The sequence below is a fragment of the Neokomagataea anthophila genome (genome assembly GCF_018122595.1).
Classification (GTDB): Bacteria; Pseudomonadota; Alphaproteobacteria; order Acetobacterales; family Acetobacteraceae; genus Gluconobacter; species Gluconobacter anthophilus.
This window is the reverse complement of sequence record NZ_JAGRQH010000002.1, coordinates 182,201-206,408: the sequence shown is the minus strand read 5'-3', so window position 1 is coordinate 206,408 and position 24,208 is coordinate 182,201. Positions and strand designations below refer to the sequence as shown.

The 24,208-nt window shown below is 54.2% G+C and carries 31 protein-coding genes; 27 read left to right on the top strand and 4 right to left on the bottom strand.

All coding sequences use genetic code 11. The annotated features are described in order from the left end of the window. Positions 1-12 precede the first annotated feature (12 nt). The 25 genes from rpsS (at position 13) to KB213_RS03755 (ending at position 13,538) form a co-directional block, all read left to right on the top strand. Entirely contained in the window at positions 13-291 is a 279-nt protein-coding gene (gene rpsS, locus KB213_RS03875; RefSeq protein WP_011251962.1) for a 30S ribosomal protein S19, read from the top strand. A 2-nt stretch (positions 292-293) separates the two neighbouring features. Next, positions 294-701: a 50S ribosomal protein L22 gene (rplV, locus tag KB213_RS03870; protein ID WP_068169740.1), complete on the top strand. Its 408-nt coding sequence runs from the start codon at positions 294-296 to the stop codon at positions 699-701. A gap of 3 nt (positions 702-704) precedes the next feature. Beyond that, the gene (gene rpsC, locus KB213_RS03865) at positions 705-1,382 is read left to right on the top strand and encodes a 30S ribosomal protein S3 (RefSeq protein WP_068169746.1); all 678 of its coding nucleotides are present in this window, start codon (positions 705-707) and stop codon (positions 1,380-1,382) included. Between the two features lie 52 nt (positions 1,383-1,434). Next, entirely contained in the window at positions 1,435-1,851 is a 417-nt protein-coding gene (rplP, locus tag KB213_RS03860; protein WP_068169748.1) for a 50S ribosomal protein L16, read from the top strand. Position 1,852: 1 nt separating this feature from the next. Beyond that, entirely contained in the window at positions 1,853-2,086 is a 234-nt protein-coding gene (gene rpmC / locus KB213_RS03855; RefSeq protein ID WP_068169753.1) for a 50S ribosomal protein L29, read from the top strand. Between the two features lie 13 nt (positions 2,087-2,099). Beyond that, positions 2,100-2,369: a 30S ribosomal protein S17 gene (gene rpsQ / locus KB213_RS03850; protein WP_068169756.1), complete on the top strand. Its 270-nt coding sequence runs from the start codon at positions 2,100-2,102 to the stop codon at positions 2,367-2,369. Between the two features lie 12 nt (positions 2,370-2,381). Then, positions 2,382-2,750 carry a 50S ribosomal protein L14 gene (gene rplN, locus KB213_RS03845; protein WP_007282731.1) on the top strand — a complete coding sequence of 123 codons (369 nt, stop codon included), beginning with the start codon at positions 2,382-2,384 and terminating at the stop codon, positions 2,748-2,750. Beyond that, entirely contained in the window at positions 2,750-3,070 is a 321-nt protein-coding gene (gene rplX, locus KB213_RS03840) for a 50S ribosomal protein L24 (protein ID WP_068169758.1), read from the top strand. The genes rplN and rplX overlap by 1 nt, the downstream gene beginning before the upstream one ends. A 10-nt stretch (positions 3,071-3,080) precedes the next feature. Beyond that, on the top strand, positions 3,081-3,644 hold the full coding sequence (gene rplE, locus KB213_RS03835) for a 50S ribosomal protein L5 (RefSeq protein ID WP_068169760.1): 564 nt from the start codon (positions 3,081-3,083) through the stop codon (positions 3,642-3,644). 135 nt (positions 3,645-3,779) lie between these two features. Next, a complete protein-coding gene (gene rpsN / locus KB213_RS03830; protein WP_068169763.1) occupies positions 3,780-4,085 on the top strand; it encodes a 30S ribosomal protein S14 in 306 nt (101 codons plus the stop codon). A gap of 12 nt (positions 4,086-4,097) precedes the next feature. Continuing rightward, positions 4,098-4,496 carry a 30S ribosomal protein S8 gene (rpsH, locus tag KB213_RS03825; RefSeq protein WP_068169766.1) on the top strand — a complete coding sequence of 133 codons (399 nt, stop codon included), beginning with the start codon at positions 4,098-4,100 and terminating at the stop codon, positions 4,494-4,496. Positions 4,497-4,506: 10 nt separating this feature from the next. Further along, positions 4,507-5,043, top strand: coding sequence for a 50S ribosomal protein L6 (rplF, locus tag KB213_RS03820; RefSeq protein WP_068169769.1), 537 nt, complete (start codon positions 4,507-4,509; stop codon positions 5,041-5,043). Continuing rightward, positions 5,043-5,405, top strand: coding sequence for a 50S ribosomal protein L18 (gene rplR / locus KB213_RS03815; RefSeq protein ID WP_068169770.1), 363 nt, complete (start codon positions 5,043-5,045; stop codon positions 5,403-5,405). Before rplF ends, rplR begins: the two co-directional genes overlap by 1 nt. A 12-nt stretch (positions 5,406-5,417) precedes the next feature. Further along, positions 5,418-5,990, top strand: a complete 573-nt coding sequence (gene rpsE, locus KB213_RS03810; protein WP_068169772.1) for a 30S ribosomal protein S5 — start codon at positions 5,418-5,420, stop codon at positions 5,988-5,990. Next, on the top strand, positions 5,983-6,171 hold the full coding sequence (gene rpmD, locus KB213_RS03805) for a 50S ribosomal protein L30 (protein ID WP_068169774.1): 189 nt from the start codon (positions 5,983-5,985) through the stop codon (positions 6,169-6,171). The genes rpsE and rpmD overlap by 8 nt, the downstream gene beginning before the upstream one ends. A gap of 1 nt (position 6,172) precedes the next feature. Next, positions 6,173-6,658, top strand: a complete 486-nt coding sequence (gene rplO, locus KB213_RS03800) for a 50S ribosomal protein L15 (RefSeq protein WP_211680726.1) — start codon at positions 6,173-6,175, stop codon at positions 6,656-6,658. Positions 6,659-6,784: 126 nt separating this feature from the next. Then, the gene (gene secY, locus KB213_RS03795; RefSeq protein WP_211680725.1) at positions 6,785-8,158 is read left to right on the top strand and encodes a preprotein translocase subunit SecY; all 1,374 of its coding nucleotides are present in this window, start codon (positions 6,785-6,787) and stop codon (positions 8,156-8,158) included. Then, positions 8,155-8,733 (top strand): adenylate kinase, encoded by a 579-nt coding sequence (locus KB213_RS03790; RefSeq protein WP_211680724.1) that lies wholly within the window; start codon positions 8,155-8,157, stop codon positions 8,731-8,733. The genes secY and KB213_RS03790 overlap by 4 nt, the downstream gene beginning before the upstream one ends. Before the next feature lie 241 nt (positions 8,734-8,974). Further along, positions 8,975-9,352 carry a 30S ribosomal protein S13 gene (rpsM, locus tag KB213_RS03785; RefSeq protein ID WP_068169788.1) on the top strand — a complete coding sequence of 126 codons (378 nt, stop codon included), beginning with the start codon at positions 8,975-8,977 and terminating at the stop codon, positions 9,350-9,352. Between the two features lie 50 nt (positions 9,353-9,402). Then, positions 9,403-9,795 carry a 30S ribosomal protein S11 gene (gene rpsK / locus KB213_RS03780; RefSeq protein ID WP_007282744.1) on the top strand — a complete coding sequence of 131 codons (393 nt, stop codon included), beginning with the start codon at positions 9,403-9,405 and terminating at the stop codon, positions 9,793-9,795. Positions 9,796-9,925: 130 nt separating this feature from the next. Next, complete coding sequence (locus KB213_RS03775) at positions 9,926-10,945, top strand: DNA-directed RNA polymerase subunit alpha (RefSeq protein ID WP_211680723.1); 1,020 nt, start codon at positions 9,926-9,928, stop codon at positions 10,943-10,945. A gap of 27 nt (positions 10,946-10,972) precedes the next feature. Beyond that, entirely contained in the window at positions 10,973-11,392 is a 420-nt protein-coding gene (gene rplQ / locus KB213_RS03770) for a 50S ribosomal protein L17 (RefSeq protein ID WP_068169795.1), read from the top strand. Between the two features lie 328 nt (positions 11,393-11,720). Continuing rightward, complete coding sequence (locus KB213_RS03765; RefSeq protein ID WP_211680722.1) at positions 11,721-13,031, top strand: MFS transporter; 1,311 nt, start codon at positions 11,721-11,723, stop codon at positions 13,029-13,031. A 94-nt stretch (positions 13,032-13,125) separates the two neighbouring features. After that, on the top strand, positions 13,126-13,320 hold the full coding sequence (locus KB213_RS03760) for a DUF883 C-terminal domain-containing protein (protein ID WP_211680721.1): 195 nt from the start codon (positions 13,126-13,128) through the stop codon (positions 13,318-13,320). 47 nt (positions 13,321-13,367) lie between these two features. Beyond that, positions 13,368-13,538 (top strand): DUF1328 domain-containing protein, encoded by a 171-nt coding sequence (locus KB213_RS03755; protein WP_211680720.1) that lies wholly within the window; start codon positions 13,368-13,370, stop codon positions 13,536-13,538. A 72-nt stretch (positions 13,539-13,610) separates the two neighbouring features. Here KB213_RS03755 and KB213_RS03750 read toward each other — a convergent pair whose 3' ends face one another. Genes KB213_RS03750 through KB213_RS03735 form a run of 4 tightly spaced genes read right to left on the bottom strand, consistent with a single transcriptional unit; the run spans position 13,611 to position 22,911 of the window. After that, positions 13,611-15,110, bottom strand: coding sequence for an efflux transporter outer membrane subunit (locus KB213_RS03750; RefSeq protein ID WP_211680719.1), 1,500 nt, complete (start codon positions 15,108-15,110; stop codon positions 13,611-13,613). After that, a complete protein-coding gene (locus KB213_RS03745) occupies positions 15,107-18,391 on the bottom strand; it encodes an efflux RND transporter permease subunit (RefSeq protein WP_211680718.1) in 3,285 nt (1,094 codons plus the stop codon). Before KB213_RS03745 ends, KB213_RS03750 begins: the two co-directional genes overlap by 4 nt. A gap of 2 nt (positions 18,392-18,393) precedes the next feature. Then, positions 18,394-21,573, bottom strand: a complete 3,180-nt coding sequence (locus KB213_RS03740; protein ID WP_211680717.1) for an efflux RND transporter permease subunit — start codon at positions 21,571-21,573, stop codon at positions 18,394-18,396. A 39-nt stretch (positions 21,574-21,612) separates the two neighbouring features. Next, a complete protein-coding gene (locus KB213_RS03735) occupies positions 21,613-22,911 on the bottom strand; it encodes an efflux RND transporter periplasmic adaptor subunit (protein ID WP_211680716.1) in 1,299 nt (432 codons plus the stop codon). 290 nt (positions 22,912-23,201) lie between these two features. Between KB213_RS03735 and KB213_RS03730 the strand changes: the two genes are divergently transcribed. Beyond that, positions 23,202-23,489, top strand: a complete 288-nt coding sequence (locus KB213_RS03730; RefSeq protein WP_211680715.1) for a CsbD family protein — start codon at positions 23,202-23,204, stop codon at positions 23,487-23,489. Positions 23,490-23,554: 65 nt separating this feature from the next. After that, positions 23,555-24,190 carry a DUF4339 domain-containing protein gene (locus KB213_RS03725; RefSeq protein WP_211680714.1) on the top strand — a complete coding sequence of 212 codons (636 nt, stop codon included), beginning with the start codon at positions 23,555-23,557 and terminating at the stop codon, positions 24,188-24,190. Positions 24,191-24,208 lie beyond the last annotated feature (18 nt).

Sequence of the window (24,208 nt, the reverse complement as noted above, 5' to 3'; positions counted from 1 at the left end):
GGGCACATAGAGATGGCACGTTCCGTCTGGAAGGGCCCGTTCGTTGACGGGTATCTGTTCGGCAAAGCTGAAGCATCACGTGCTTCAGGTCGTAATGAAGTGATCAAGATTTGGTCACGTCGTTCTACGATTCTGCCGCAGTTCGTCGGGCTGACGTTCGGCGTTTATAATGGTCACAAGTTCCTGCCAGTGCAGGTAACGGAGAACATGGTTGGTCACAAGTTCGGTGAATTCTCACCGACACGGACATATACCGGTCATGGCTCCGACAAGAAGTCGAAGCGGGGCTGAACATGAGCAAGCCGAAGCATATCCGCACGCTTGCGGACACGGAAGCGCAGGCAATTACGCGCAACATCCGCGTCAGCCCGCGCAAGCTTAACCTGGTTGCGGCAATGATCCGCAACCAGCCTGCTGACAAGGCAATTGCAGCATTGACGTTCTCACGTCGTCGCATTGCTCAGCAGGTTAAGAAGACGCTGGAAAGCGCCGTTGCTAACGCTGAAAACAACCATCAGTTGGACGTTGACCGTCTGGTGGTGAAGACAGCTGAAGTTGGCAAGTCCATTGTCATGAAGCGTTTTCATGCGCGTGGTCGTGGTCGTTCTGCACGAGTCGAAAAGTTCTTCAGCCATCTGAAGATCATTGTGGCTGAACGTGCGGAAGCACCGGAAACCGACAAAGAGCAGAAGGCAGCCTGATCAATGGGACATAAGGTCAATCCGATCGGGCTTCGGCTCGGCGTCAATCGTACTTGGGACAGCCGTTGGTATGCAGATGGCGACTATGCTCGTCTGCTCCATGAAGATCTGAAGCTGCGTACGCATCTGCGTCGTAAGCTTTCAGGTGCAGGCGTGTCTCGCGTGGTTATCGAGCGTCCGGCTAAGAAGCCGCGCGTTACGATCTATGCTGCTCGTCCGGGCGTTGTGATCGGCAAGAAGGGTCAGGACATCGATGCGCTCCGCAAGGAGCTCAGCCGTATGGCCAAGACCGACGTGGCGTTGAACATCGTTGAAATCCGCAAGCCGGAAATCGACGCAACGCTGGTTGCTGAAAACATTGCTCAGCAGCTCGAACGTCGTGTTGCTTTCCGTCGTGCGATGAAGCGTGCGATTCAGTCTGCTATGCGTCTTGGTGCGCAAGGCATTCGAATCACATGTTCTGGCCGTCTAGGCGGTGCAGAAATCGCTCGTGATGAAAAGTATCGTGAAGGTCGCGTGCCGCTGCACACTCTGCGTGCAGACATCGATTACGGTGTAGCTTCGGCTATGACGACTTACGGAACCTGCGGCGTGAAAGTGTGGATCTTCAAGGGTGAGATCCTGGCGCATGACCCAATGGCACAGGATCGTCGTGCCGCGGAGCAGGCTCCGCAACGTTGAGGTACGGGCGCAAGCCCGTAACTCCTTGCAGGTGCATTGAGGATTTAACAACATGCTTTCCCCAAAGCGGACAAAGTTTCGTAAGGCGCATAAGGGTCGCATCCACGGCCTCGCGAAAGGCGGAACAACACTGAACTTCGGAGCTTATGGTCTGAAGGCGCTGGAACCAGAACGGATCACGGCGCGTCAGATTGAGGCTTCACGTCGAGCCATTACTCGTGCAATGAAGCGTGCGGGTCGTGTGTGGATTCGCATTTTTCCGGATCTTCCAGTCTCGACAAAGCCGGCAGAAGTGCGTATGGGCTCCGGTAAGGGCTCACCAGAGTACTGGGCAGCACGCGTCAAGCCGGGTCGTATCCTGTTCGAGATCGAGGGTGTACCCCCCGAGGTTGCACGTCTGGCTCTGAGCCTGGGCGCTGCAAAGCTCCCGATCAAGACCAAGTTCGTTCAGCGTATCGGAGACGCGTGAGATGGCCGACACATATAAGCCTGCTGATCTGCGGGCGAAGAGTGAAGATGAGCTGAAAGCTCTTCTGATCGATCTCAAGCGTGAGCAGATCAACCAACGTTTCTCGGCTGCCACAGGGCAGTCGGAAAACACCAGCCGCGTTAAGGTCGTGCGTCGTGCGATTGCACGTATCAAGACGTTGGCTACACAGTCGAAGAACCGTGCGGGCGCAAAAACGTCCGCCGCAGAGTCCTGAGAGGAGACGGACGATGCCAAGGCGCGTCCTGACAGGTCGGGTCACGAGCGACAAGATGGACAAGACGGTTACCGTTCTTGTTGATCGTCGTGTGATGCACCCGCTCTATAAGAAGTTCATCCGCCGCTCTAAGAAGTATGCGGCTCATGATGAAGCCAATGTCTGCCAAATTGGTGATGTTGTTCGCATTGAAGAATGCGCACCCATCTCCAAGCGCAAGACATGGTCTGTCGTCGGTCGTAACGGAGAGGACCTGGTTCAGGCCTCTACCGTTAGCGCATAAGGGGGTAGGCACATGATTCATCCCGAGACCAACCTTGACGTAGCCGATAACTCCGGCGCGCGTCGGGTGCAGTGCATCAAGGTACTGGGCGGCTCCAAGCGGAAGACTGCCTCGGTCGGCGACATCATTGTCGTATCCGTCAAGGAAGCAATTCCTCGCGGTAAGGTGAAGAAGGGTGACGTGCATCAAGCCGTCATCGTTCGTACCTCTTACCCAGTGCGCCGTGCTGATGGTTCTGCTATTCGCTTTGATAAGAACGCTGCTGTTCTGATCAATAAGCAGCAAGAGCCAATCGGTACGCGTATCTTTGGCCCGGTGGTTCGTGAACTGCGTGCGCGCAAGTTCATGAAGATCATCTCGCTGGCTCCGGAGGTGCTATAATGGCTGCTCGTATTAAAAAGGGTGACCAGGTTCTGGTACTCTCTGGCAAGTCACGTGGCGTTCGCGGCGAAGTGCTTTCTGTTCTGCCGAAAGCTGAAAAAGCTGTCGTGCGGGGCGTAGCAGTTGCTAAGCGTCACACGAAGCCTAACCGCATGGGGAGCGAAGGCGGCATTATCGAACGTGAAATGCCGATTCACCTTTCCAACCTCAAGCTGGTTGATCCGAAAAGCGGCAAGCCGACTCGCGTTGGTTTCCGCGTTCTGGAAGACGGTCGCAAAGTTCGTGTTGCTAAGGCAACCGGCGAAGTGATCGAGGGCTGAGGAGCGCAAGATGACTGACAACACGTCCGTGCTGCCGCGTCTGCAGCAGCACTACGAAACGGTTCTGAAGAAAGAACTGCTTGAGCAGTTCAACTACGCGAACCCGATGCAGGTGCCTAAGCTCGAGAAAATCGTGCTGAATATGGGTGTTGGTGAAGCAGCTGGTGACCAGAAAAAACTGGACGCTGCTGTTGCTGAAATGACAGCAATTTCTGGGCAAAAGCCTGTGAAGACGCTGGCACGTAAGGCAATCGCTGGCTTTAAGATCCGTGAGGGTCTGCCCATTGGTTGTAAGGTGACCCTGCGTCGCGCACGTATGTACGAATTCCTCGATCGTCTGGTGACGATCGCGATGCCGCGCATCCGTGACTTCCGTGGTCTTCCGGCAAACAAGGGCTTTGATGGTCGTGGCAACTTTGCCATGGGCATCAAGGAACAGATCGTTTTTCCGGAAATCGAATACGACAAAATCGATGCCGTACGTGGTATGGACATCATTTTTGTGACCACGGCGAAGACTGATGCGGAAGCTAAAGCGTTGCTGAAGGCTTTCAAACTGCCTTTCCAAGGCTGATCGCATCATTTTTTCAGACCGATCGTGCCAAAAAATAGAGAATCGGCCTTCCATTGGGAGGCCGGTTTCCTATATAGAGGCGTCGATTGGAAAACCGTCGGGATTGGCCTGACAGGTTCCGGGAGAAAATTCGAGATGGCGAAGATCTCAGCGGTAAACCGCAACAACCGTCGTGCTGCTATGGCAAAGCGCGATAAGGCGAAGCGGACCGCGTTGAAAAATATTATCAAGGATCGCTCCTTGTCGGTCGAAGACCGCTTTGAAGCGACGCTGAAGCTGGCACAGTTGCCGCGTAACGGTGCGGAAACCCGCGTTCGTCTGCGCTGCAAATTGACGGGTCGCCCCCGTGCGAACTATCGCAAGTTCGAGCTTTGCCGTGTTGCTCTGCGTGATCTGGCTTCTACGGGTCAGATTCCTGGCATGGTTAAGTCGAGCTGGTAAGGGAGCGAATAAATGTCTCTGTCTGATCCGTTGGGTGATATGCTCACCCGGATCCGCAACGCGCAGCGTGCGCGTCATGCGGCCTGTGTTGCTCCTGCGTCAAAGCTGCGTGCAAGCGTCCTGGAAGCTCTGAAGCGTGAAGGCTACATCCGTGGTTTCTCTTCAGAAGAAGTCCGTAAGGGTGTTTCTCAGCTTCGTATCGAGCTGAAATACGTTGAAGGTCAGCCGGTTATTAAAGAGATCCACCGTGTCTCTAAGCCGGGCCGTCGCGTTTATTCGAAGATCAAGGAACTGCCGCGCGTTTACGCCGGTCTTGGTGTGTCGATCCTGTCCACTCCGCGTGGCGTCCTTTCGGACGTCGAGGCCCGCGCTACCAATGTTGGTGGCGAGGTCCTGTGCCGCGTCTTCTAAGGAGGATCGCATGTCTCGCGTAGGTAAGTATCCGGTAGAGGTTCCGTCAGGCGTTCAGGTTTCTCTGGCGAATGGCGTTATCACTGTGAAGGGTAAGCTCGGCGAACAGTCGATGCCAATTTCCCGTCACGTCGACGTAAAAGTCGTCGAGAACTCTGTTGAAGTCGCACCAGTTGGTCGCCGTTCGCGCGAAAACTGGACGATGTGGGGCACAACGCGCGCGTTGATTGCCAACATGATCAAGGGCGTTTCAACGGGCTTCTCCAAGGCTCTTGAAATTCAGGGTACGGGTTTCCGTGCTGCTGTTCAGGGCTCTAACTTGGTGATGAACCTCGGCTTTTCGCACGACGTTGTGTATCCGATTCCTGCTGGAATTAAGATCACGACGCCGCGTCCGACGGCTATCGTCGTCGAAGGCAATGACAAGCAGCGCGTTGGTCAGGTAGCTCTGGATATCCGTAGCTTCCGTCGTCCAGAGCCTTACAAGGGCAAGGGCGTTCGTTACGAGACCGAAGTTCTGCGTCGTAAGGAAGGTAAGAAGAAATAATGGCATCGCAGCAAGGATTGCAGGAACGCCGCCGTCAGCGGCTGCGCTTCCAGCTTCGTCGCAAGAGCGGCGGCCGGCCGCGTTTGTCGGTCTTCCGTTCCAGCAAGCACATTCACGCGCAGATCATCGACGATGCGCAGGGTCGTACGCTCGCCAGCGCTTCCACGCTGGAGAAGGACATCCGTTCAGCTGGCAAGACTGGTGCAGACGTTGGCGCAGCTTCCATTATTGGCAAGCTGATCGCAGAACGTGGTGTGGCAGCAGGCGTCAGCACTGTCGTGTTCGATCGCGGCTCTTATATGTATCATGGTCGGGTCAAGGCCCTGGCCGAGGCTGCCCGCGAGGGCGGGCTCTCGTTCTAAGGAGGATCACACATGGCACGTGAGCCAAGAGAAGGCGGCCGTGGTGGTCGTGAGCGTGAGCAGGGCGACGATCTGGTCGACAAGCTCGTAACGATCAACCGTGTTGCAAAGGTAGTAAAGGGCGGTCGTCGCTTTGCTTTTGCTGCACTGGTCGTTGTGGGAGACCAGAAGGGCCGTGTCGGTTACGGCGCTGGTAAGGCACGTGAAGTTCCGGAAGCTATTCGTAAGGCTACGGAACGTGCAAAGCGCACGATGATCCGCGTTCCTATGAAGGAAGGCCGCACGCTGCATCACGATCTGTTCGGTCACTACGGTGCTGGCAAGGTTGTGGTTCGTACGGCTGAAGCAGGTACCGGTATCATCGCTGGTGGTCCGATGCGTGCAGTCTTCGAAAGCTTGGGTATTAACGACGTTGTCGCTAAGAGCCTGGGTACGCGGAACCCGCACAACATGATCAAGGCAACATTTGCAGCGCTTGAAAAGGCCAGCAGCCCACGTCTGGTCGCGTCTCGTCGCGGCAAGAAGGCAGCTGAACTTTTCGGTAAGCGCGAGCAAGTCCAGACCGAGGAGGGTGCAAATGTCTGAGCAAGGCAAAACTCTTCAGGTCACGCAGATTGCTTCAGTGATCGGGCGTAAGCCTGGTCAAGCTGAAACGATCGTTGGGCTTGGTCTGCGCGGCATTGGTTCAACCCGTACACTGGAAGATACTCCAGCTGTACGTGGTATGATCCGCAAGGTTGCTCACCTTATCAAGGTGGAGGGCTGACATGAACTTGAATGAACTGCGTGACAACGAAGGCGCACGTTATCGCAAGAAGCGTCTTGGACGTGGCATCGGCTCTGGTAAGGGCAAGACCTCTGGTCGTGGTGTCAAGGGTCAGAAGGCACGTGAAGGCGTCTCGCTAAACGGCTTTGAGGGTGGTCAGCTTCCGCTGTACCGTCGTATGCCGAAGCGCGGCTTCGTGAACATCTTCCGTAAAGAATATGCTCCAGTAAACCTGGGTGCACTTTCTAAGGCAATTGAAGCTGGTAAGCTTGATGCCGCTGCGGTTGTGAACGAAGCAACGCTGCGTGCAGCTGGCCTCGTCAGTGGTAAGGTAGACGGTGTACGTCTGCTTGCTAAGGGCGAATTGAGCCAAAGCCTGACGATTGAAGTTGCTGGTGCTTCTGCTGCTGCTGTTGCAGCTGTTGAGAAGGCCGGTGGCAGCGTCAAGGTTGCAACGCCGAAAGCGGACGCTTCGGCTGAAGGCTAAGTTCACTAAACCTTTGCTATCGTTTTGTTCGTGAAATATGGGCAAAACGATAGTCTTGGTGGTGACAGGATAAGCAGCGTCCCGTACTTATGTGCGGCGACGCTGTTTTCGTGAAAGGACAGGTGGATGGCTTCCGCAGCAGAGCAGCTTGCCGCCAATCTCAATATGGGTTCCTTCGCTAAGGCGACTGAACTTAAGAAGCGCATCTGGTTCACCTTGATTGCGCTCGTTGTTTATCGCTTAGGAACGTATATCCCCGTTCCTGGTGTCGATGCGACGGTGATGGGGCAGCTATTGGCCCAGCATCAGGGCGGTATTTTGGGCATGTTTGATATGTTCACGGGGGGCGCTTTGGGGCGTATGACCGTGTTCGCATTGAACATTATGCCTTACATCAGCGCCTCGATTATTATTCAGCTGCTTTCGACGGCTGTGCCGTCAATGGATGCGTTGAAGAAAGAAGGAGAGGCAGGGCGTAAAAAGCTGAATGCTTATACGCGTTACCTGACCGTCTTGATCGCGCTTTTCCAGGCTTATGGGATTGCTGTTGGCCTTGAGAATATGACTTCTCATGGTGCCAGTGCCGTGGTGTCACCGGGCCTGTTCTTCATCATATCCTGTGTTGTAACGCTGGTTGGCGGTACAATGTTCCTGATGTGGATCGGGGAGCAAATTACCTCACGTGGTGTTGGTAATGGCATTTCGCTGATTATCTTCTCTGGCATTGTTGCGAACCTGCCGCATGCTCTTGCGAGTTTGTTTGAGTTGGGGCGTACGGGCGCCTTATCTCCTGTATTCGTGGTGATTTTTCTCGTGCTGGCCATTTTGGTTATCGCGTTCATCGTGTTTATGGAGCAAGCGCAACGCCGTGTGGTGATCCAGTACCCTAAGCGCCAGATGGGCAATCGTATGTTCGGTGGTGAATCGACGCATATGCCGCTGAAGGTGAATACGGCTGGTGTTATTCCACCAATCTTTGCATCTTCGGTTTTGCTAATTCCGGTTACGATTTCTGGTTTTGTGAGCAATCACAACATGCCGGGTTGGTTGGCGACTTTGGGGCAGCAATTGGGGCAGGGGCAGCCTTTATACATGGCATTTTATGCCGCTATGATTCTGTTCTTCTCCTATTTCTATGCAGCCGTTACGTTTAACCCAGAAGAGACTGCAGAAAATCTGCGTAAGCAGGGTGGTTTCATTCCGGGTGTGCGGCCAGGGGCAAGTACGTCACGCTACTTTGATCGCATCCTTTCTCGTCTGACGACGATTGGTGCTTTGTATCTTGTTGTTGTGTGTTTGCTGCCGCAGATTTTGATTAGCCGTTATAATGTGCCGTTTTATTTCGGCGGGACGAGCCTGATCATTATCGTGTCTGTGACTATTGATACCGTGACGCAAGTCCAGTCTCATTTGGTAGCGCATCAATATCAAGGTTTGATCCGTAAGCAGCGTGGGCGTGGCCCTCGCTCTGGTATGGCGGGAGGAATTCGTCGTCGATGAATATTATTCTTCTTGGCCCTCCGGGTGCCGGTAAAGGGACGCAGGCGAAGCGTCTGGAACAGAAATATGGCTTAAAGCAGATCTCTACGGGGGATATGCTGCGTGCTGAGGTGGCAGCGGGAACGACTATTGGTCGTGAAGCAAAAGCCATTATGGAGAAAGGGCAATTCGTTCCTGATCCGATCATCGTTGAGATGATTCAGAACCGTATTGGCCAAGCTGATTGTGCTCAAGGTTTCATTCTGGATGGTTTTCCTCGTACGGAAAGCCAAGCAGAAGCGCTGGATGCCATGTTAGCAAAGCGCAATTTGACGATTGATGCGGTTGTTCTTTTGGATGTTTCAGAAGAGCAATTGGTTGAACGTATTGCTGCGCGCACAACAGAAGACGGTACGCGTCGTAAAGACGATGAGCCAGAGGTTGTACGTTCCCGTCTGCAAGTTTATCGCGATCAGACAGCGCCGATCTTGCCGTATTATGAGCGTGAAGGTCGTTTGCGCCGTATTGATGGCATGCAATCCGTTGAGGCTGTTGGTGGCGCTTTGGATGCTCTTTTGGCTGGGATTGCACGTTAATTACGTGGAATAATGGCCGTAAAAGAGGAGAAAATGCCAATTATCACGAAGATGTGATCATTGGCATTTGACACTTAGGGGGTGGGCAGTATATTGCGCGCCCTCGACATCACTGCGGTTATGCCTTGTGATTCTCCGTTAGAATCGGTGAATCGACAGGTTTGGCGTATAAGTATGGTCCGGTTTCGACCGGTTTTTTATAGGTGGACGTGGCTGCGGTCGCGTCGATGGGAGAAGTAACGTGGCACGTATTGCCGGCGTAAATATTCCGACCAACAAGCGGGTGGTCATCAGCCTGCGCTATGTTTACGGCATTGGTCCGTCAACGGCGCAGTCAATTTGCACGAAGCTCGGTATCCCCGAAGCTAAGCGCGTTAACGAACTGTCAGACGACGAAATCGTAAAGATTCGTGAACTGATCGACAACGAATTGCGCGTTGAAGGTGATCTGCGCCGTGAAACGGCAATGAACATCAAGCGCCTGATGGATCTGGGTAGCTACCGTGGCCTGCGCCACCGTCGTAGCCTGCCAGTTCGTGGTCAGCGTACGCATACCAATGCACGTACCCGTAAGGGTAAGGCAGTGGCTATTGCTGGTAAGAAGAAGGCTACACGCTAATAGCGTTGGTCTTTTGACCCTTTTCTGAAACTTACAGGACGACCTCTCACATGGCTAAGGCCGCTGCACCACGTATTCGTAAGAAAGAGCGTAAAAACATCATCTCTGGTGTTGCTCACGTGCTTTCAACGTTCAACAACACCATGATCACGATCTCTGACGCGCAAGGCAATGCAATTGCATGGTCTTCTTCAGGCGCTCAGGGCTTCAAGGGGTCGCGTAAGTCTACGCCGTATGCTGCTCAGGTTGCTGCAGAAGATGCAGGCCGTAAAGCACGTGAACACGGCATGGAAACGCTTGAGATCGAAGTTTCGGGTCCAGGTTCGGGGCGTGAAAGTGCGCTGCGTGCATTGCAGGCTGTTGGCTTCACCATTACGTCTATTCGCGATATGACGCCGGTTCCCCATAACGGCTGTCGTCCGCGTAAGCGCCGCCGCGTTTAAGTGATGTCAGGCTGTCGATCCGGTGTGGTCGGCAGCCTTCGCAGTGATCGCATCTTCTTCCGCACAACCCGTGCGGGCCAGGTGCCGCCAATGATCGTTGGCGGGCTTCGTTGTTTGAAAGGCCACGACCTTGGTTCTCCAGAAAAACTGGCAGTCCCTCATCAAGCCCGAGAAGCTTGAAGTCGAACCCGGCCCGGTTGCTTCGCGCGTTGCCACCGTTGTGGCCGAGCCGTTGGAACGCGGTTTTGGTATGACGTTGGGTAATGCCCTGCGTCGTATTCTCCTGTCTTCCTTGCAGGGCGCAGCCGTGACGGCATTGCAGATCGATGGTGTTCTGCATGAGTTCTCGGCTGTTCCGGGTGTACGTGAAGACGTTACGGATATCGTGCTTAATGTTAAGCAACTTGCCCTGCGTATGCATGGTGAGGGGCCAAAACGCATGATCCTGACCGCAACCGGTCCGGGCGAAGTAACGGCAGGCCAGATTCAGGCTGGTCATGACATTGAAGTCATGAACCCTGATTTGGTAATCTGCACTCTTGATGATGGTGTGAAGCTCGGAATGGAGTTCACCGTCAACATGGGTAAGGGTTATGTTGCTGCTGCGGCTAACCGCCCTGAAGAAGCACCAATCGGGATGATCCCCATTGATGCTATCTACTCGCCGGTACGTCGCGTGTCGTACAAAGTTGAGCAGACGCGTGTTGGTCAGGTAACTGACTATGACAAGCTGCTGCTGACTGTTGAAACAAATGGGGCTGTTACGCCTGAAGATGCGCTGGCTGTTGCTGCGCGTATTCTGCAGGATCAGGTTCAGTTGTTCATCAACTTCGACGAGCCGCGCCCTGTTCAGCATGAAGAGCCGGAAGACGATCTTCCGTTCAACCGGAACTTGCTGCGTAAGGTTGACGAACTCGAGTTGTCGGTCCGCAGTGCAAACTGCCTCAAGAACGACAACATTGTGTATATCGGTGATCTGGTTCAGAAATCCGAGCAGGAAATGCTCCGGACGCCGAATTTCGGGCGCAAGTCGCTCAACGAGATCAAAGAAGTTCTCACCGGTATGGGGCTGTCGCTCGGCATGAGCGTTCCAGCCTGGCCGCCCGAGAACATCGAGGATCTGGCCAAGCGTCTCGACGAGACGTTCTGAGAACTTCTAAGGTAAGGAAAACTAGCAATGCGTCATGGAGTGAGCGGGCGTAAGCTCAACGTCACCTCGTCTCATCGCGCTGCCATGTTCCGTAACATGGCGGTAGCGCTCATCAAGCATGAGCAGATCACCACAACTCTGCCAAAGGCGAAGGAACTTCGCCCGGTTGCAGAAAAGTTGATTACGCTTGGTAAGCGTGGTGACCTGCATGCTCGTCGTCAAGCTTTTGCTCAATTGCGTGATGACGCAGTTGTCAGCAAGCTCTTCAGTGCAGTGGCAGAACGCTACAAGGCACGTGCAGGTGGTTACACCCGCGTTCTGAAGGCTGGCATGCGTTATGGTGATAACGCTGACATGGCTGTGATCGAGCTGGTCGATCGTGATGTTGATGCAAAGGGCAAGGACAGTGGTCCGAAGCCAGAAGTTGAGCAGGTTGACGCTGCTTAATCTTTGCAGATAGCAAAAGAGAGAAAGCCGGGGCATTTAGGTGCTCCGGCTTTTTTTTTGCTTCACTTTCGTGGTAAAATTTTGTATCTTTACGGCAACAGGTGCAGAAAATGTTCTCATTTTAGAGAACTTAAACGTTTTTTTCGTTGTGAAGCCTTATTTTAAGGTCGGTTTGAGAGACCCTTCGGGTTTCCGCTTTTTCTGTATCATTATCCTGAATAGGCTCGAGCACTCTCGTAGAGCCTGCAACGACGCGTCGCTTTCAATTCTTTTTCGGCAATGAGGTCGAAGGTAGAATCATGACGCGCCTTTTGTCTGGAGAGCATTAATGTCCGAATCTACCGCGAAAAGACGAGGTCTTGCGGAGATCCTAGGAATTCCACCGGCACTGTTCTGGGCTTTTGTCGGTCAGCTTTTGTTCATGGTCGGCGATGGTGTTGAGGCTGGTTACCTCGACACGTTCATGCTGCATAATGGGCATTCGCAAAATTTTGTGAATGAATTGTTCACCTTCTATGGTGTGACCGTGATGATTGCAGCGTGGTTCTCTGGGCCACTCTCTGATCTGATGGGGCCGAAAAAGGTGATGTGGATTGGTCTGGTCCTGTGGTCTGTTCTGGAGGTTGCGTTTTTGACCTTCGGTCTTGGTCCTAATAATGGTCCGATGATCCTGCTATTTTATACATTGCGTGGCTTTGCGTATCCGCTGTTTGCCTATGGTTTCTTGGTGTGGATTGCAGCAGCAACGCCTGCACCTATGCTGGGCTCAGCTGCGGGTTGGTTCTGGTTCTCATTCTCGGCAGGTTTGCCGACATTGGGTTCTCAGTTTGCGCGTTACACTATTCCTGCGATTGGTGAGCTGAACACGTTCTGGTGCTCTTTGGGGCTGGTGATTCTTGGTGGTTTGATTGCGTTGTTGTTTACGCATGAGCCGACGGGTAAGAAGCGTTTGCTGCCTGAGCATGTCTCAACCAAAGAAATTTTCTTTGGCTCGTTGAGCATTATGTGGCGTGAGCCGAAGACGTTGATCGCGGGTATCGTCCGTGTAATCGATACGTCTTCTGAGTATGCGTTTTTGGCTGTGATGCCGTCCTTCTTTGTGGATCATCTGCACTTCTCATTGGGGCAGTGGTTGGACATTCTGTCCATCATCTTCCTGAGCAATATCCTCTTTAACCTTGTTTCAGGGATGCTTGCGGACCGCTTGGGCCATCGTTTCATGGTTGCTGTGTTCGGCGGTGTTGGTGGCTTTGTCTCTATCCCGCTGTTCTATTATACGCCGATCTGGTTCCCGGGTAATTTCTGGGCAGTGGCTGCGGCTGGTGTTCTGTATGGTGCTGCGGTTGCGGCTTTCGTACCACTTTCTGGTTTGATGCCGCAGATTTGCCCGCGTGAGAAAGCGGCTGCTTTGTCCATCTTGGGCTTGGGTGCTGGTGCATCTACCTGGGTCGGTCCGGCGATTGTTTCTCTGTGCGGTGCCGTGTTCGGCCCAGGCATGAGCTATGTGATCTGGACGTTCGCTGGCATTTATCTGCTGTCCGCAGTGGGTACGATGGCACTGACGATTTCTCCGGAAGCACGTCGCTACACGGAAGAGATGGAAGCACGTGGTGAAAAAACGACGGTGGTCGGTCACTAACGTTTCCCATCGCTTTTGATGGTATAAGGAAGGCGGTCCTGCGGGGCCGCCTTTTTTTGTACTCTCGGTTCAGTCACAGAGGAGCAGGTGGGTTATGGCGTTAGAGACATGTGTTTCAGGAGAGGATAAGCAGCTTGAATCCCGTTCGTGCTGTCGTGGTATTCAGGCTGCACGGGATTTGTTGGAAGATTTAGTAATTGACCAGCCATGGCTTTGGATATTGCTTGCCGCTGGTTTAGGCGCTTTGATTGGTCGCTTTGTGTTTAAGCGCGGTAAAACTTCTGAATGAACCTAGCGTTCTGCCTCTACTAAACTTTTCCTGAAGGGGCATGTGTCATGATCAAATGGGCGATCATCTTTTTCTTGATCTCTGTTGTTGCGGGTGTCTTTGGCTTTACGGGCATTTCGGAAGCAGCAGCAGGTATTGCGAAGTTTCTGTTCGTTGTGTTTATCGTCCTGACTATTTTGGTCATTGTGCTGGGCTTGGCTGGGATCAGCATGCTCTGATTGGGCCAACATCACTCAATAAAAAAGGCGACCTTGTTAGGTCGCCTTTTTTTATGTGATTTGCCGTGCAGGTCAGGGAGTGGGCCGTGCACCATTTGTGTCTTTTTGAATGAAAGACGGCAGAAGGGGGTTATCAGTTTGGAGACCATCTTTACTCGGTACGCTCGTCGAGTTCCAGCCGCCACCGAGGTCTGTCAGGAGTTTGATTTCAGCGAGGAATTGCTGTTGGCGAATACTGAGTTGTGTTTGTTGGTACTGTAGCGCCGTTTGCTCTGAGGTGATGACGGTGGTGTAGATTTGGGTGCCAGCCAGATATTCATTGGTTGCGACACGCACGGCGCTTTGTGCGGTGGCTGTGGCTTGATTTTGCATCGTGAGTTGTTGGTCGAGGTAGTGCAGATTTGATAGTTGGTCTTCGGTGTCCTGCATGGCGGCAAGGACGGTTTGACGATAGGTGGCTACCGCATTGTCGTAGTCTGCTTCGGCACCACGAACCGCAGCAGAACGAGCGCCACCGTTAAAGATGGTTTCAGAGGCCGCAGCGCCTAGGCCCCATGTGCGTGTTGCCGTTTGAATGAGTTGTTGGATCGGGTTGCCGCTATAGCCGTAGCTTGCGGAAAGCGAAATCTCTGGATAATACGCGCCGATTTCGTAACCAATCTCAGCGTTATAGGCTTCCATGTTACGCTCGGCTTGAGCGACGTCAGGGCGGCGTTCAAGCAAGGTGGATGGTACGGCGACGGGTGCTGATGGTAGCGTATTGGGCAGTGGTGCGGCGGGGATGGTCACTTCGGCAGGTGTGCGCCCTGTTAGGACGGCAATGGCGTGTTCGTATTGGGCGCGCGCAACATGTGCGTTAGCTAGGCTCGCCTGTGTGGATTGAAGTTGGTAGCGTGCTTGTAGGGCGGCGGTTGGGTCTGAAACGCCAGCATCGAGTTGGTTTTGTACGATCTGTAGGTTGCGGGTGTAGAGTGCGACGTTGCGGGTGTAGAGATCAATCAGGCTGTCTTGATAGCGCAGGTCAAAATAATCCTGTGCGAGTTGAAGCTGGTAGGACAGACGCATTGCGGCAACGAGTGCAGCATCTGCTTGTGTGGCGGCGACTTGCTGCTCCACTTGGCGGCGGATGCGTCCCCAGACGTCAATCGTCCAACTTGCGGAAGGGCCTGTGCTCCATGTGTTGGAGGTGGCGGAACTGGCGCCGTTACGGTTGAATTTGAAGGAGCCGCTCAGGGTAGGGTAAAGTTGTGCGCGTACGGAATCAATCGTACTGGCGGCTTTACGGTATTGGGCTTCGTATTCCTTTAAGCTTTGATTGGATGTAGCAACGCGGTTTTCGAGTTCGTTCAAAGTGGCGTCATTGAAAATGGTCCACCAATCGCCTTTGGGCAGTTTGGCGAGGTCAGGCTGTGTTTTGCCCCAGCCTGCAGGTGGCGGGCTTTCTTTGAATTGGGAAGAGATAATCGCTTTGGGGCGTTTGTAATCAGGGCCAACCATGCAGCCACTGAGAGCGGGAACCGCCAAAGTGCCGAGTAAGAGGGCGCGCAGAGAGGAGAGGCGGAACGTTGTCATGGGGTTTTATGCTCCCGGTGTGAAGCGAAAGGCAGAAGAGAGAGGATGCGCTGTGGTAGGGTTTTTACCCATTGTCCGAAGCGCTCCAGAATGAGGAAAATAATGGGGGTTGTGTACAGGGTGAGCAATTGGCTCACCATGAGGCCCCCAAGAATGGCGATGCCAAGTGGGTGACGGAGCTCGCTGCCATAGCCGTTACCGAGGATAAGTGGCAGTGCTCCGAGGGCGGCTGCGAGGGATGTCATGAGGATGGGGCGGAAGCGTAGGAGGCTGGCCTCATGAATGGCTTCCAAGGCGGTTGCGCCTTTGCGTTGTGCTGCTAAGGCGAAATCAATCAGCATGATGGCATTTTTCTTCACGATACCGATCAGAAGGATTACGCCGATCATGGCCATGAGAGAGAAATCTTCTCCGGCGATGCGCAGGGCTAGGAGCGCGCCTACACCCGCTGAAGGCAGGGTGGAGAGAATGGTGAGGGGATGGATGAGGCTCTCATACAGAACGCCGAGCACAATATAGACAGCCGCTAAGGCAGCAAGGATGAGCAGAGGTTCATCGCTGGTGGATTTTTGAAAAGCGGCGGCATTTCCGGCGAAGCCACCTTGGATGGTGGGTGGCACGTGGAGTTTGGTCATAGCGGTTTGTATCGCGCTGACGGTTGGACCGAGTGCTGCGCCGGGGGCGAGGTTGAAGGAAATGGTGACGGCAACGGACTGGCCGTCATGGTTGATGGTAAGAGCAGTATTGGTCAGGCGCTGACGTGCAACATCCGAGAGGGGAACCATTGTTTCCGCATTTGTGGTTACGGCAGCGCCGGAGGATGCGCTGCGCCCGCCGGCGAGGGCATTGGCCTGTGAGTTGAGGTAAGAGCGCTCACTCTGAGAGAGGGTCGTGGAAGCACCGTATCGGACGCGGATATTGTTGGAAGATACGCCACCAGCAGCGGTGCCGCCTGAGATGCTGACCCACATTTGGTTCAGCATGGTGGGGGAGGTGGTGTATTCTGGGGCGACACCCATGACAACGCGGTATTGGTTGAGATTCTTATACATGATGGATGCAGCCCGTTGGCCGAATGCATCATAGAGAGCGTTGGAAATCAGCTGGGGGGTGATGCCGTAACGGGATTCTGTATCACGGGCGAGGGAGAGGGCAATGGCCTGTCCGCCCTGTTCGGCATCGGAGGAGACATCCATGATAGATGGGATGTGGGATAGGGCTTCGGTGATGCGGGGCGTCCAAGTGAAAAGCTCTTCGGCATCAGCTGATTTGAGGGTGTATTGATACGCGCCGTCACCGCTGCGGGCGCCGACGCGTACTCCACCTGCGGACATCAGGCGGAGTTGTGCACCTGGATGGTGGCCGAAATGTTGCGTGATGCGAGCTGTCATTTCAGCGATGGAATCTGAGCGGTCTTCTTTGGGTTTAAGCCCTATGAAGACGTTGGCAGAGTTGGAAGAGCGGCCACCGACACCGCCGATGACACCAGCGACGTCTGGGTCAGAAGCGATGCTGTGCATGGCGCGGGCGGTGGTGGCCTGCAGGGCGTGGAACGAAATGGACTGATCTGCGACGACACGGCCCATGACTTGCCCGGTATCTTCCGCGGGAAAGAAACCTTTGGGCATGCGGATGAACAAGGCACAGGCGAGAATAATGGTTGCAGGGAGAGAGAGGGCAACGAGCCGGCGGTGTTGTAAGCACCAGCCTAAAGAGGCGGCATAGCCCGCAGTGATCGCGTTGAGGATTGTTTCTAAAGCGCGATCTATAGCGGCAAGCGGGCCAGATTTTTGCTCATGCGTGTGTTGTTTGAGAACAAGCGCGCTGAGCATGGGCGTCAGGGTGAGGGAGAGGATCAGTGAGATGGCCAGTGTGACCACCATGGTCATGGCAAACTCATGAAAGAGGCGGCCTGCAATGCCTTCCATTAGAAAAATGGGAGCAAAGACAACCACTAAGGATACTGTGATGGACAGAACCGTGAAGGCGACTTCACTGGCGCCTAGTATGGCGGCTTTGACGCGTGAGTGGCCCATTTCGATATAACGCGCGATATTCTCTAGAACGACGATGGCATCGTCCACGACAAAGCCAGTGGCGATAGTGAGGGCCATCAGCGACATATTATCGAGTTGGTAATGCAGTAGCAGCATGGCCCCGAAAGTACCGATAATAGAGACTGGCACGACAATCGCGGGGATGAGAATGGCAGATGCGCTGCGAAGAAAGAGCAGGACAACGCCAATCACAAGAATGACCGCGATGATGAGGGTTTGCTGCGTTTCATTCAGGGAGGCGCGGATGGTTTTGGAGCGGTCAATGACGGGATGGAGTTCTGTGTCACCGGGGAGGGTAGCGCGGATGGCGGCCAAGCGTTGGTTAATACTATCCACGGTGTGAATGACGTTTGCTCCGCCTTGAGCAAAGACGGTGCAAATAATAGCGCGTTGGCCGTTGAAAAACCCTGCTTGTCGGATGTCTTCAACGCTGTCTGTCACGGTTGAGACATCGGACAGGCGTACGGGCAAGGCGTTGCGGTAAGCGACGATCAGGTTTTGGTATTCAGCCGCTTTGGTCGCTTGGTCATTGGTGGCAATGGTGAGGCGTTGCCCGTGTGTGTCAATGAAGCCTTTGGGCGTGTGGGCATTGGCTGAGGCAAGGGCCGCCCGAATATCTTCGAAGCCAATGCCGTAGTGAAAAAGTTGAAACGGGCTGAGGTCCACACGGACGGCGGGGAGTGCACTGCCGCGGATATCGACTTCCCCGACGCCATCTACTTGGCTCAGTTGTTGGACCAGCACGTTACTAGCGTAATCGTACAAGGCTTCGGGGGTATGTGTGGTGGAGGTCAGGGCAAAGGCCATGACGGGTGGGCCGTTGGAGTTGGCTTTATTGTAAGAGGGGTTGCTGCGTAGTGTGGTGGGGAGGTCTTGGCGTGCGCCTTGCAAGGCTGATGCGACATCACGTGCGGCACCATTAATATCCCTCGAGAGATCAAATTGGAGGGTGACGCGGGTTTGGTTCACCATGGATTGAGACGTCATCTCGGTAACGCCAGAAATGGCACCGAGATGACGCTCGAGTGGTGCGGCCACTGTGCTGGCGATCTCCGAAGGAGAACCGCCGGGCTGAGAGGCGGTCACCACAATGACGGGGAAGTCCACATTCGGGAGGTCGGCAACTGGGAGGTTGAGATACCCCAATACCCCCCCGATCAGGATGGCTAGTGCCAGCAATGTGGTGCCGATTGGCCTAGAGACGAAGAGGTGGATAAAGCGCACGATTATGCCTGATGCGGTGCCGATGGGCGGTCATGGTGTTGTTCTTTGGTGAAGGCTGCGCTGACGCGGCGGCCGATCTTATCCATGAACAGGTAAATGACGGGTGTTGTGAACAGCGTCAGGAGTTGTGAGAGCATTAGGCCGCACACAATGGTGACGCCAAGCGGCTGGCGCAGTTCAGAACCGACACCACTGCCGAACATGAGGGGCAAGGCCCCAAAGAGTGCGGCCAATGTGGTCATGAGGATGGGGCGGAAGCGCAAGAGGGCAGCGCGGCGGATGGCCTCAAGGGGGGAGTTCCCGTCGGTGCGCTCGGCTTCGAGTGCGAAGTCGATCATCATGATGGCGTTTTTCTTCACGATACCGATGAGCAGGACGATGCCGATAATACCCATGACGTCGAGTGGCATGCCGAAGAGTTCTAGCCCGACCAACGCGCCGATTGCAGCGGATGGCAGAGTGGAGAGAATGGTGATTGGGTGGATGAAGCTCTCATAGAGAATACCCAACACGATATAGACAGCGACTAATGCCGCCAGAACGAGCCAGACTTCATTGCCTAGAGAGTTTTGGAAAGCTGCAGCTGTTCCTTGGAAGGCAGTTTGGAAGGCTGGGGGCAGGTTGAGGTTAGCGCGTACGCGGTCAATAGCCGTGGTTGCTTCGCCCAAGGAGTGTCCTGCGGCCACGTTGAATGAGACGGTTGTGGAGGGGAACTGTCCATAATGGCTGATGAGCAACGGCATGAACTTATGTGTGACCGTCACCACTTGATTGAGGGGCACCAAACCTGCGGTTGGTGCGCGTGTTGGGCCTGAGGTACTGCCGCCCGCCTCTGAGGAAATACCGGGGAGGTAGAGACGGTTTAGGGAGTTGATATCGGTTTGGAGGGCAGGGTCTGCCTCTAGGATCACGCGATATTGGTTGGATTGCGTGTAGATCGTGCTGATTTGGCGTTGGCCGTAGCTGTCATAGAGCAGGTTATCCACCGTTTGTGGTGTGATGGAGTAACGTGCGCCTGTTGTACGGTCGAGCGTGACTTCAGCGGTGAGGCCTTCGGCCTGCAGATCTGACGTGACGTCTGCAAGAGCAGGCTCCTTTTGGAGGGCTGCAATGAATTTTGGGACCCATATTTGGAACGTGTCGTAATCGGGGTTTTCCAGAATGAACTGGTACTGTGTCGCTGATACGGAGGTATCCAAAGACAGATCTTGAATAGGCTGTGTGTACAGGCGGGCACCCGCGACTTGGCGGCCTTTATCACTCAGGCGGTCAAGAATGGTTTGCAAGCTGGAACTGCGCTGTTCGCGTGGTTTGAGGTTGATGAGGAAACGCCCGACATTGAGCGTCATGTTCTGCCCATCGATACCAACGAATGATGAAATGCTGGCAACGTCTGGATCCGTGAGGATGACACGGCCAAGCTCTGCCTGACGTTCTTTCATGCCGTCAAAGGAAATGGTCTGAGGCATGACGGAAATGCCTTGTACCACGCCTGTATCTTGTGTGGGGAAGAAGCCTTTGGGGATGTTGATGGCTAGAACAGCCGTAAGAATAATTGTGCCCAAAGTGGCTAGAAGGGTCAGCCCACGGAAGCGCAGGACGACATCCAGCCAGCGGCCATAACCGCGGATGAGTGCGTTGATCCCGCGTTCTGTGGTGTCAGACAGGCGGCCCCAGATTCCTTTGTTTTGTGAGGGTGCATGTGTGTCTGTGAGAATGCGGGCGCACATCATCGGGACGAGGGTAATGGAGACGACGGCTGAGATGGCGATGGTGATGGACAAGGTCATGGCGAATTCATGGAACAAACGCCCGACCACGTCTTGCATGAAGAGCAGAGGGATCAGCACCGCAATGAGGGAGACGGTAAGGGAGATAATGGTAAAGCCAATTTCCCCCGCGCCTTTGATGGCGGCTGTGTAGCGGTCTTCGCCTTCTTCTACGTAACGTGCGATGTTTTCAATGACGACAATGGCGTCATCCACGACGAAGCCTGTCGCGATGGTGAGCGACATGAGTGAGAGGTTATCCAGCGAGAAGCCGAGCAGATACATGGCGGCTAAGGTGCCGACCAGTGACAACGGTACGGACAGGCTGGGGATAATAGTGGCGGGGATATTCCGTAAGAAAACAAAAATCACACCCACGACGAGCAGCATGGCGAGGCCAAGTTCTACTTCAACATCCGAGACAGAGGCGCGGATGGTTGTGGTGCGGTTGGTCAGTGGGGTGATGTCGATCCCCGGTGGAAGATCACGTTTGAGTTGTGGCAGAACGCGCAGTACGTTGTCGACGACGGAGATAACGTTGGCGCCGGGCTGACGTTGAATGTTCAGCACGAGGGCTGGGTTGCGGTTTGACCAAGCGGCGAGTTGAGTGTTTTCAGCGCCTTCTACGACTTTGGCGACGTCCCGCAGGCGGATTGGACCGTTATTTTGATAGGCGATGACTTGGTCCATAAGCTGTTGGACTGAAGAAATCTGACCATCAATGCGGAGTGTTGTGGCCCGTTTGGGGCCGTCAAACGTGCCTGTTGGTGAGTTGATGTTAACGGTGCCGATAATGGTCCGGAGGGTATCAATAGCGATACCATAGGAGGTCAGTTTCGGGATGTTGACCTGAACACGATAGGCCTTGCGGTTGCCGCCAGAAAGGCTCACGAGGCCGACGCCGGAGATCTGGCTGATTTTTTGCTCAAGGCGTGTGTTGACGTAGTCTTCTACCTCAGGGAGGGGTAAGACTTTGGATGTAATGCCTAAGGTCAGAACGGGTGTGTCTGCCGGGTTGACCTTCGCGTAGATTGGTGGGGCTGGCAGGTCAGATGGCAGAAGAGACTGAGCATTATTGATGGCCGCTTGGACCTCTTGCTCAGCAACATCCATGGCCATATCTAGGCCGAAACGCAGCGTGACGACCGATGCCCCCCCTGAGGATTGGGAAGACATTTGTTGCAGCCCGGACATTTCGCCCAGCTGGGTTTCCAGCGGGGCGGTGACCGAGGTGGCCATCACGTCTGGGCCGGCGCCGGGATAGAAGGTCGATACCGTAATCGTTGGGTACTCGACCTGCGGCAAGGCCGAGACCGGGAGGAAATGGAAACCGAGCAGGCCGCTCAGCAGAATAGCGAACATCAGGAGGCTGGTAGCCACCGGACGTTCGATGAACAGGCGGGACGGGTTCACGGTCGGTCTGTTCCCCGGAAAACGGTCATGGGAGGATGATTAGTTGCGGTGGTGAGCGTGGGCGGTGGTGCCGGTCTCAGCCTGTGAGGATGTGGTCTCAGCTGGGATCGAGACTTTCGCACCAGGTCGGAGATGGTTCACGCCGTCAGTCACGACGCGGTCACCTTCTTTTACGCCGGTGAGAATGACGGTTTGATTAATATCAGCCGCGCCAATTTGAATGGGCGCTTCACGGACGGTCATATCGGACTGGACGAGGTAAACGAACTGTCCGTTCGGGCCGGTTTGGATGGCATTGGCTGGGACCAACAGGGCGTTATGCTGCGTATCGATCAGCAAATGTGGGTTCACGAACTGGTTCGGGAAGAGGCGTTCATCATCATTGTTGAAGATGGCACGCATACGGACGACGCCAGTTGCTGTGTCAATTTGGCTATCCAGTGCTTTGACGGTTCCTGTGGCGATGTTGTGCAGATTGTCACTATCCCATGCTTCGACAGGAAGTTCGTGCACGGCATGCAGACGCTCAACCACTTGGCCTAGGGTTCGTTGTGGCACGGCAAGAATCACCGAAATGGGCTGCATTTGGGTGAGGATTGTCAAACCACCGCTTTGGCCAGCGGAGACGAAATTTCCTTTATCGAGTACACGAATACCAACGCGACCATCGACAGGCGCGGTGATGTGGCAGTACATGACGTTGAGTTCTGCTGTGCGCACATTGGCTTGGTCGAGGGCGACGGTGCCTTCAAGCTGCTGGACAACGAATTCTTGGTCACGGGCTGTCATGGCAGAGGTTGAGTTCTGGCGGATCAGCTTTTGGTAACGTGCGTTATCGACGCGAGCTTTTTCTAGCTGGGCCGTATCGGCTGCGAGTGTACCACGGGCTTGGGCCAGAGTTGCCTCATACGGGCGAGGGTCGATCAATTCGAGGACATCACCCTTATGAACGTATTGGCCTTCTCGATAATAGACATCAAGGATATGCCCGGTGACGCGCGGGGTGATGGTGACGTTGGTGATAGGGACCACGGTGCCGGTTGTTTGCAAGACAATAGGCATATCTCCGCGATGCACGGTCGCGACGGCTACGGGTATTACGTTGGTATTGGCAGCGCTGTCGGTGCTGTTTGGGGTATGGCCAGCAGAGGCGTGATGCATGCCACCATGCTGGTTAGGGCGTAAAACAGCGAAAAGAATCAGAAGAACGATCAGTACAATGACGAGGCGTATGAGCCATCGTAGTGGTCCCTTCTTCTTCGGAGATGGAGGAAGGGGCCCCGAACCTGAGTGGCTTTGGGTAAGGCGGTCGTGCTGATCGGCCGTCTGCTCGTCCATGCTGTGGTATCTTTCCCGTATCACTAGGCCGCCAAGAGGGCAGCGTTTAAAATTCGTTCTGTATGCTTAACCTTATACTGCACGTTATTGTGACGTGCCATGACAAGACCTTAAATCCTGTTCAGGTTTTTAGAACTGTGTTAAGATGACACATTCCGTAATAATTCGTTTCAATAAAAGCCCCACTTGTTCCAAGCTCAAAAGAGACACATATGTTTTTGCAACCTATGGTTTGGCAGCCCGTTTTGGAGCTAATCGAATCATAGTTTCATTCAGTAGGAGTGCATAGCATGACGGATACAACGGCAACGAAGGCTGAAGGTCTGCTTGACGAAGCTAAGGGCAAAGTTAAGGACGCTGTTGGCGGCCTTACGGGCGATGCCAAAACGCAAGCTGAAGGTAAGTTTGATCAAGTTTCTGGTTTGGCTCAGCAAGAATTCGCTGATCTGTACGACGAAGGTGAAACGAAGCTCGAAGCTGCTACGGCATTCGTGCAGGATCGTCCGTTGGTGTCGGTTGTGATCGCGGCTTTTGTTGGTATTCTGATCGGCGCATTGGCCTTTGGTCGTAAGGGCTAATCAGCCACCCGCTTTTGCGGAGAGTGTGTTAAAAGCCTTCTGGAGTGATCCGGGAGGCTTTTTTTGTGAAGTGGTATTACGCATTTGAAGGGCAGCAGGTTGGCCCGATAACGACAGAGCAACTTAAATATTTGGCTGAGTCTGGTACGATTACACCGGAGACTTTGGTGTGGCGGCAAGGCTTTGGGGAGCAGTGGCGCCCTGCGGCTCAAGCCGGTATTATTTTCACAACGAACCAAGGCCACGTTGTGGCGCAAAAGTCAGTTCAAGAAACATGGGCATGGGTTTTTGTGATGGTGCCTTGGCTCTTGAATCAAAGTTTTCTGATCATCTCGACCTGGCAGCATTGGACGCCGTTGCAGGAGGGGAAGGTCGCTTTACCATTGATACTTGTTATCATTGCTGTGTCGGTCATGGCTTTTATGGCGGATCGGACGGCTTTGCGTGTAGGTGGCTACCAGCCGCCGAGTGGGTGGTGGTTTCTTTTTCCGCCGGGTTATTGTTGGGCGCGCTGGCGTGTCGTGGGGCGCGGTAAGGCTTTATTGGCCGTTTGTATTTTGGCTTTTTTAGTGAGCTTTGGGGTTGGCCTTGAGCGTACCGCCAACAATCCAGCGTATATGAACGCCTCACACTCTTCTGCTACGCATTCGGCACCGGATCAGAGCGGCACGGCGGAGGGGGATGATCAAGAAAACCTCTGAGCAGGTGTGATTCAAAAG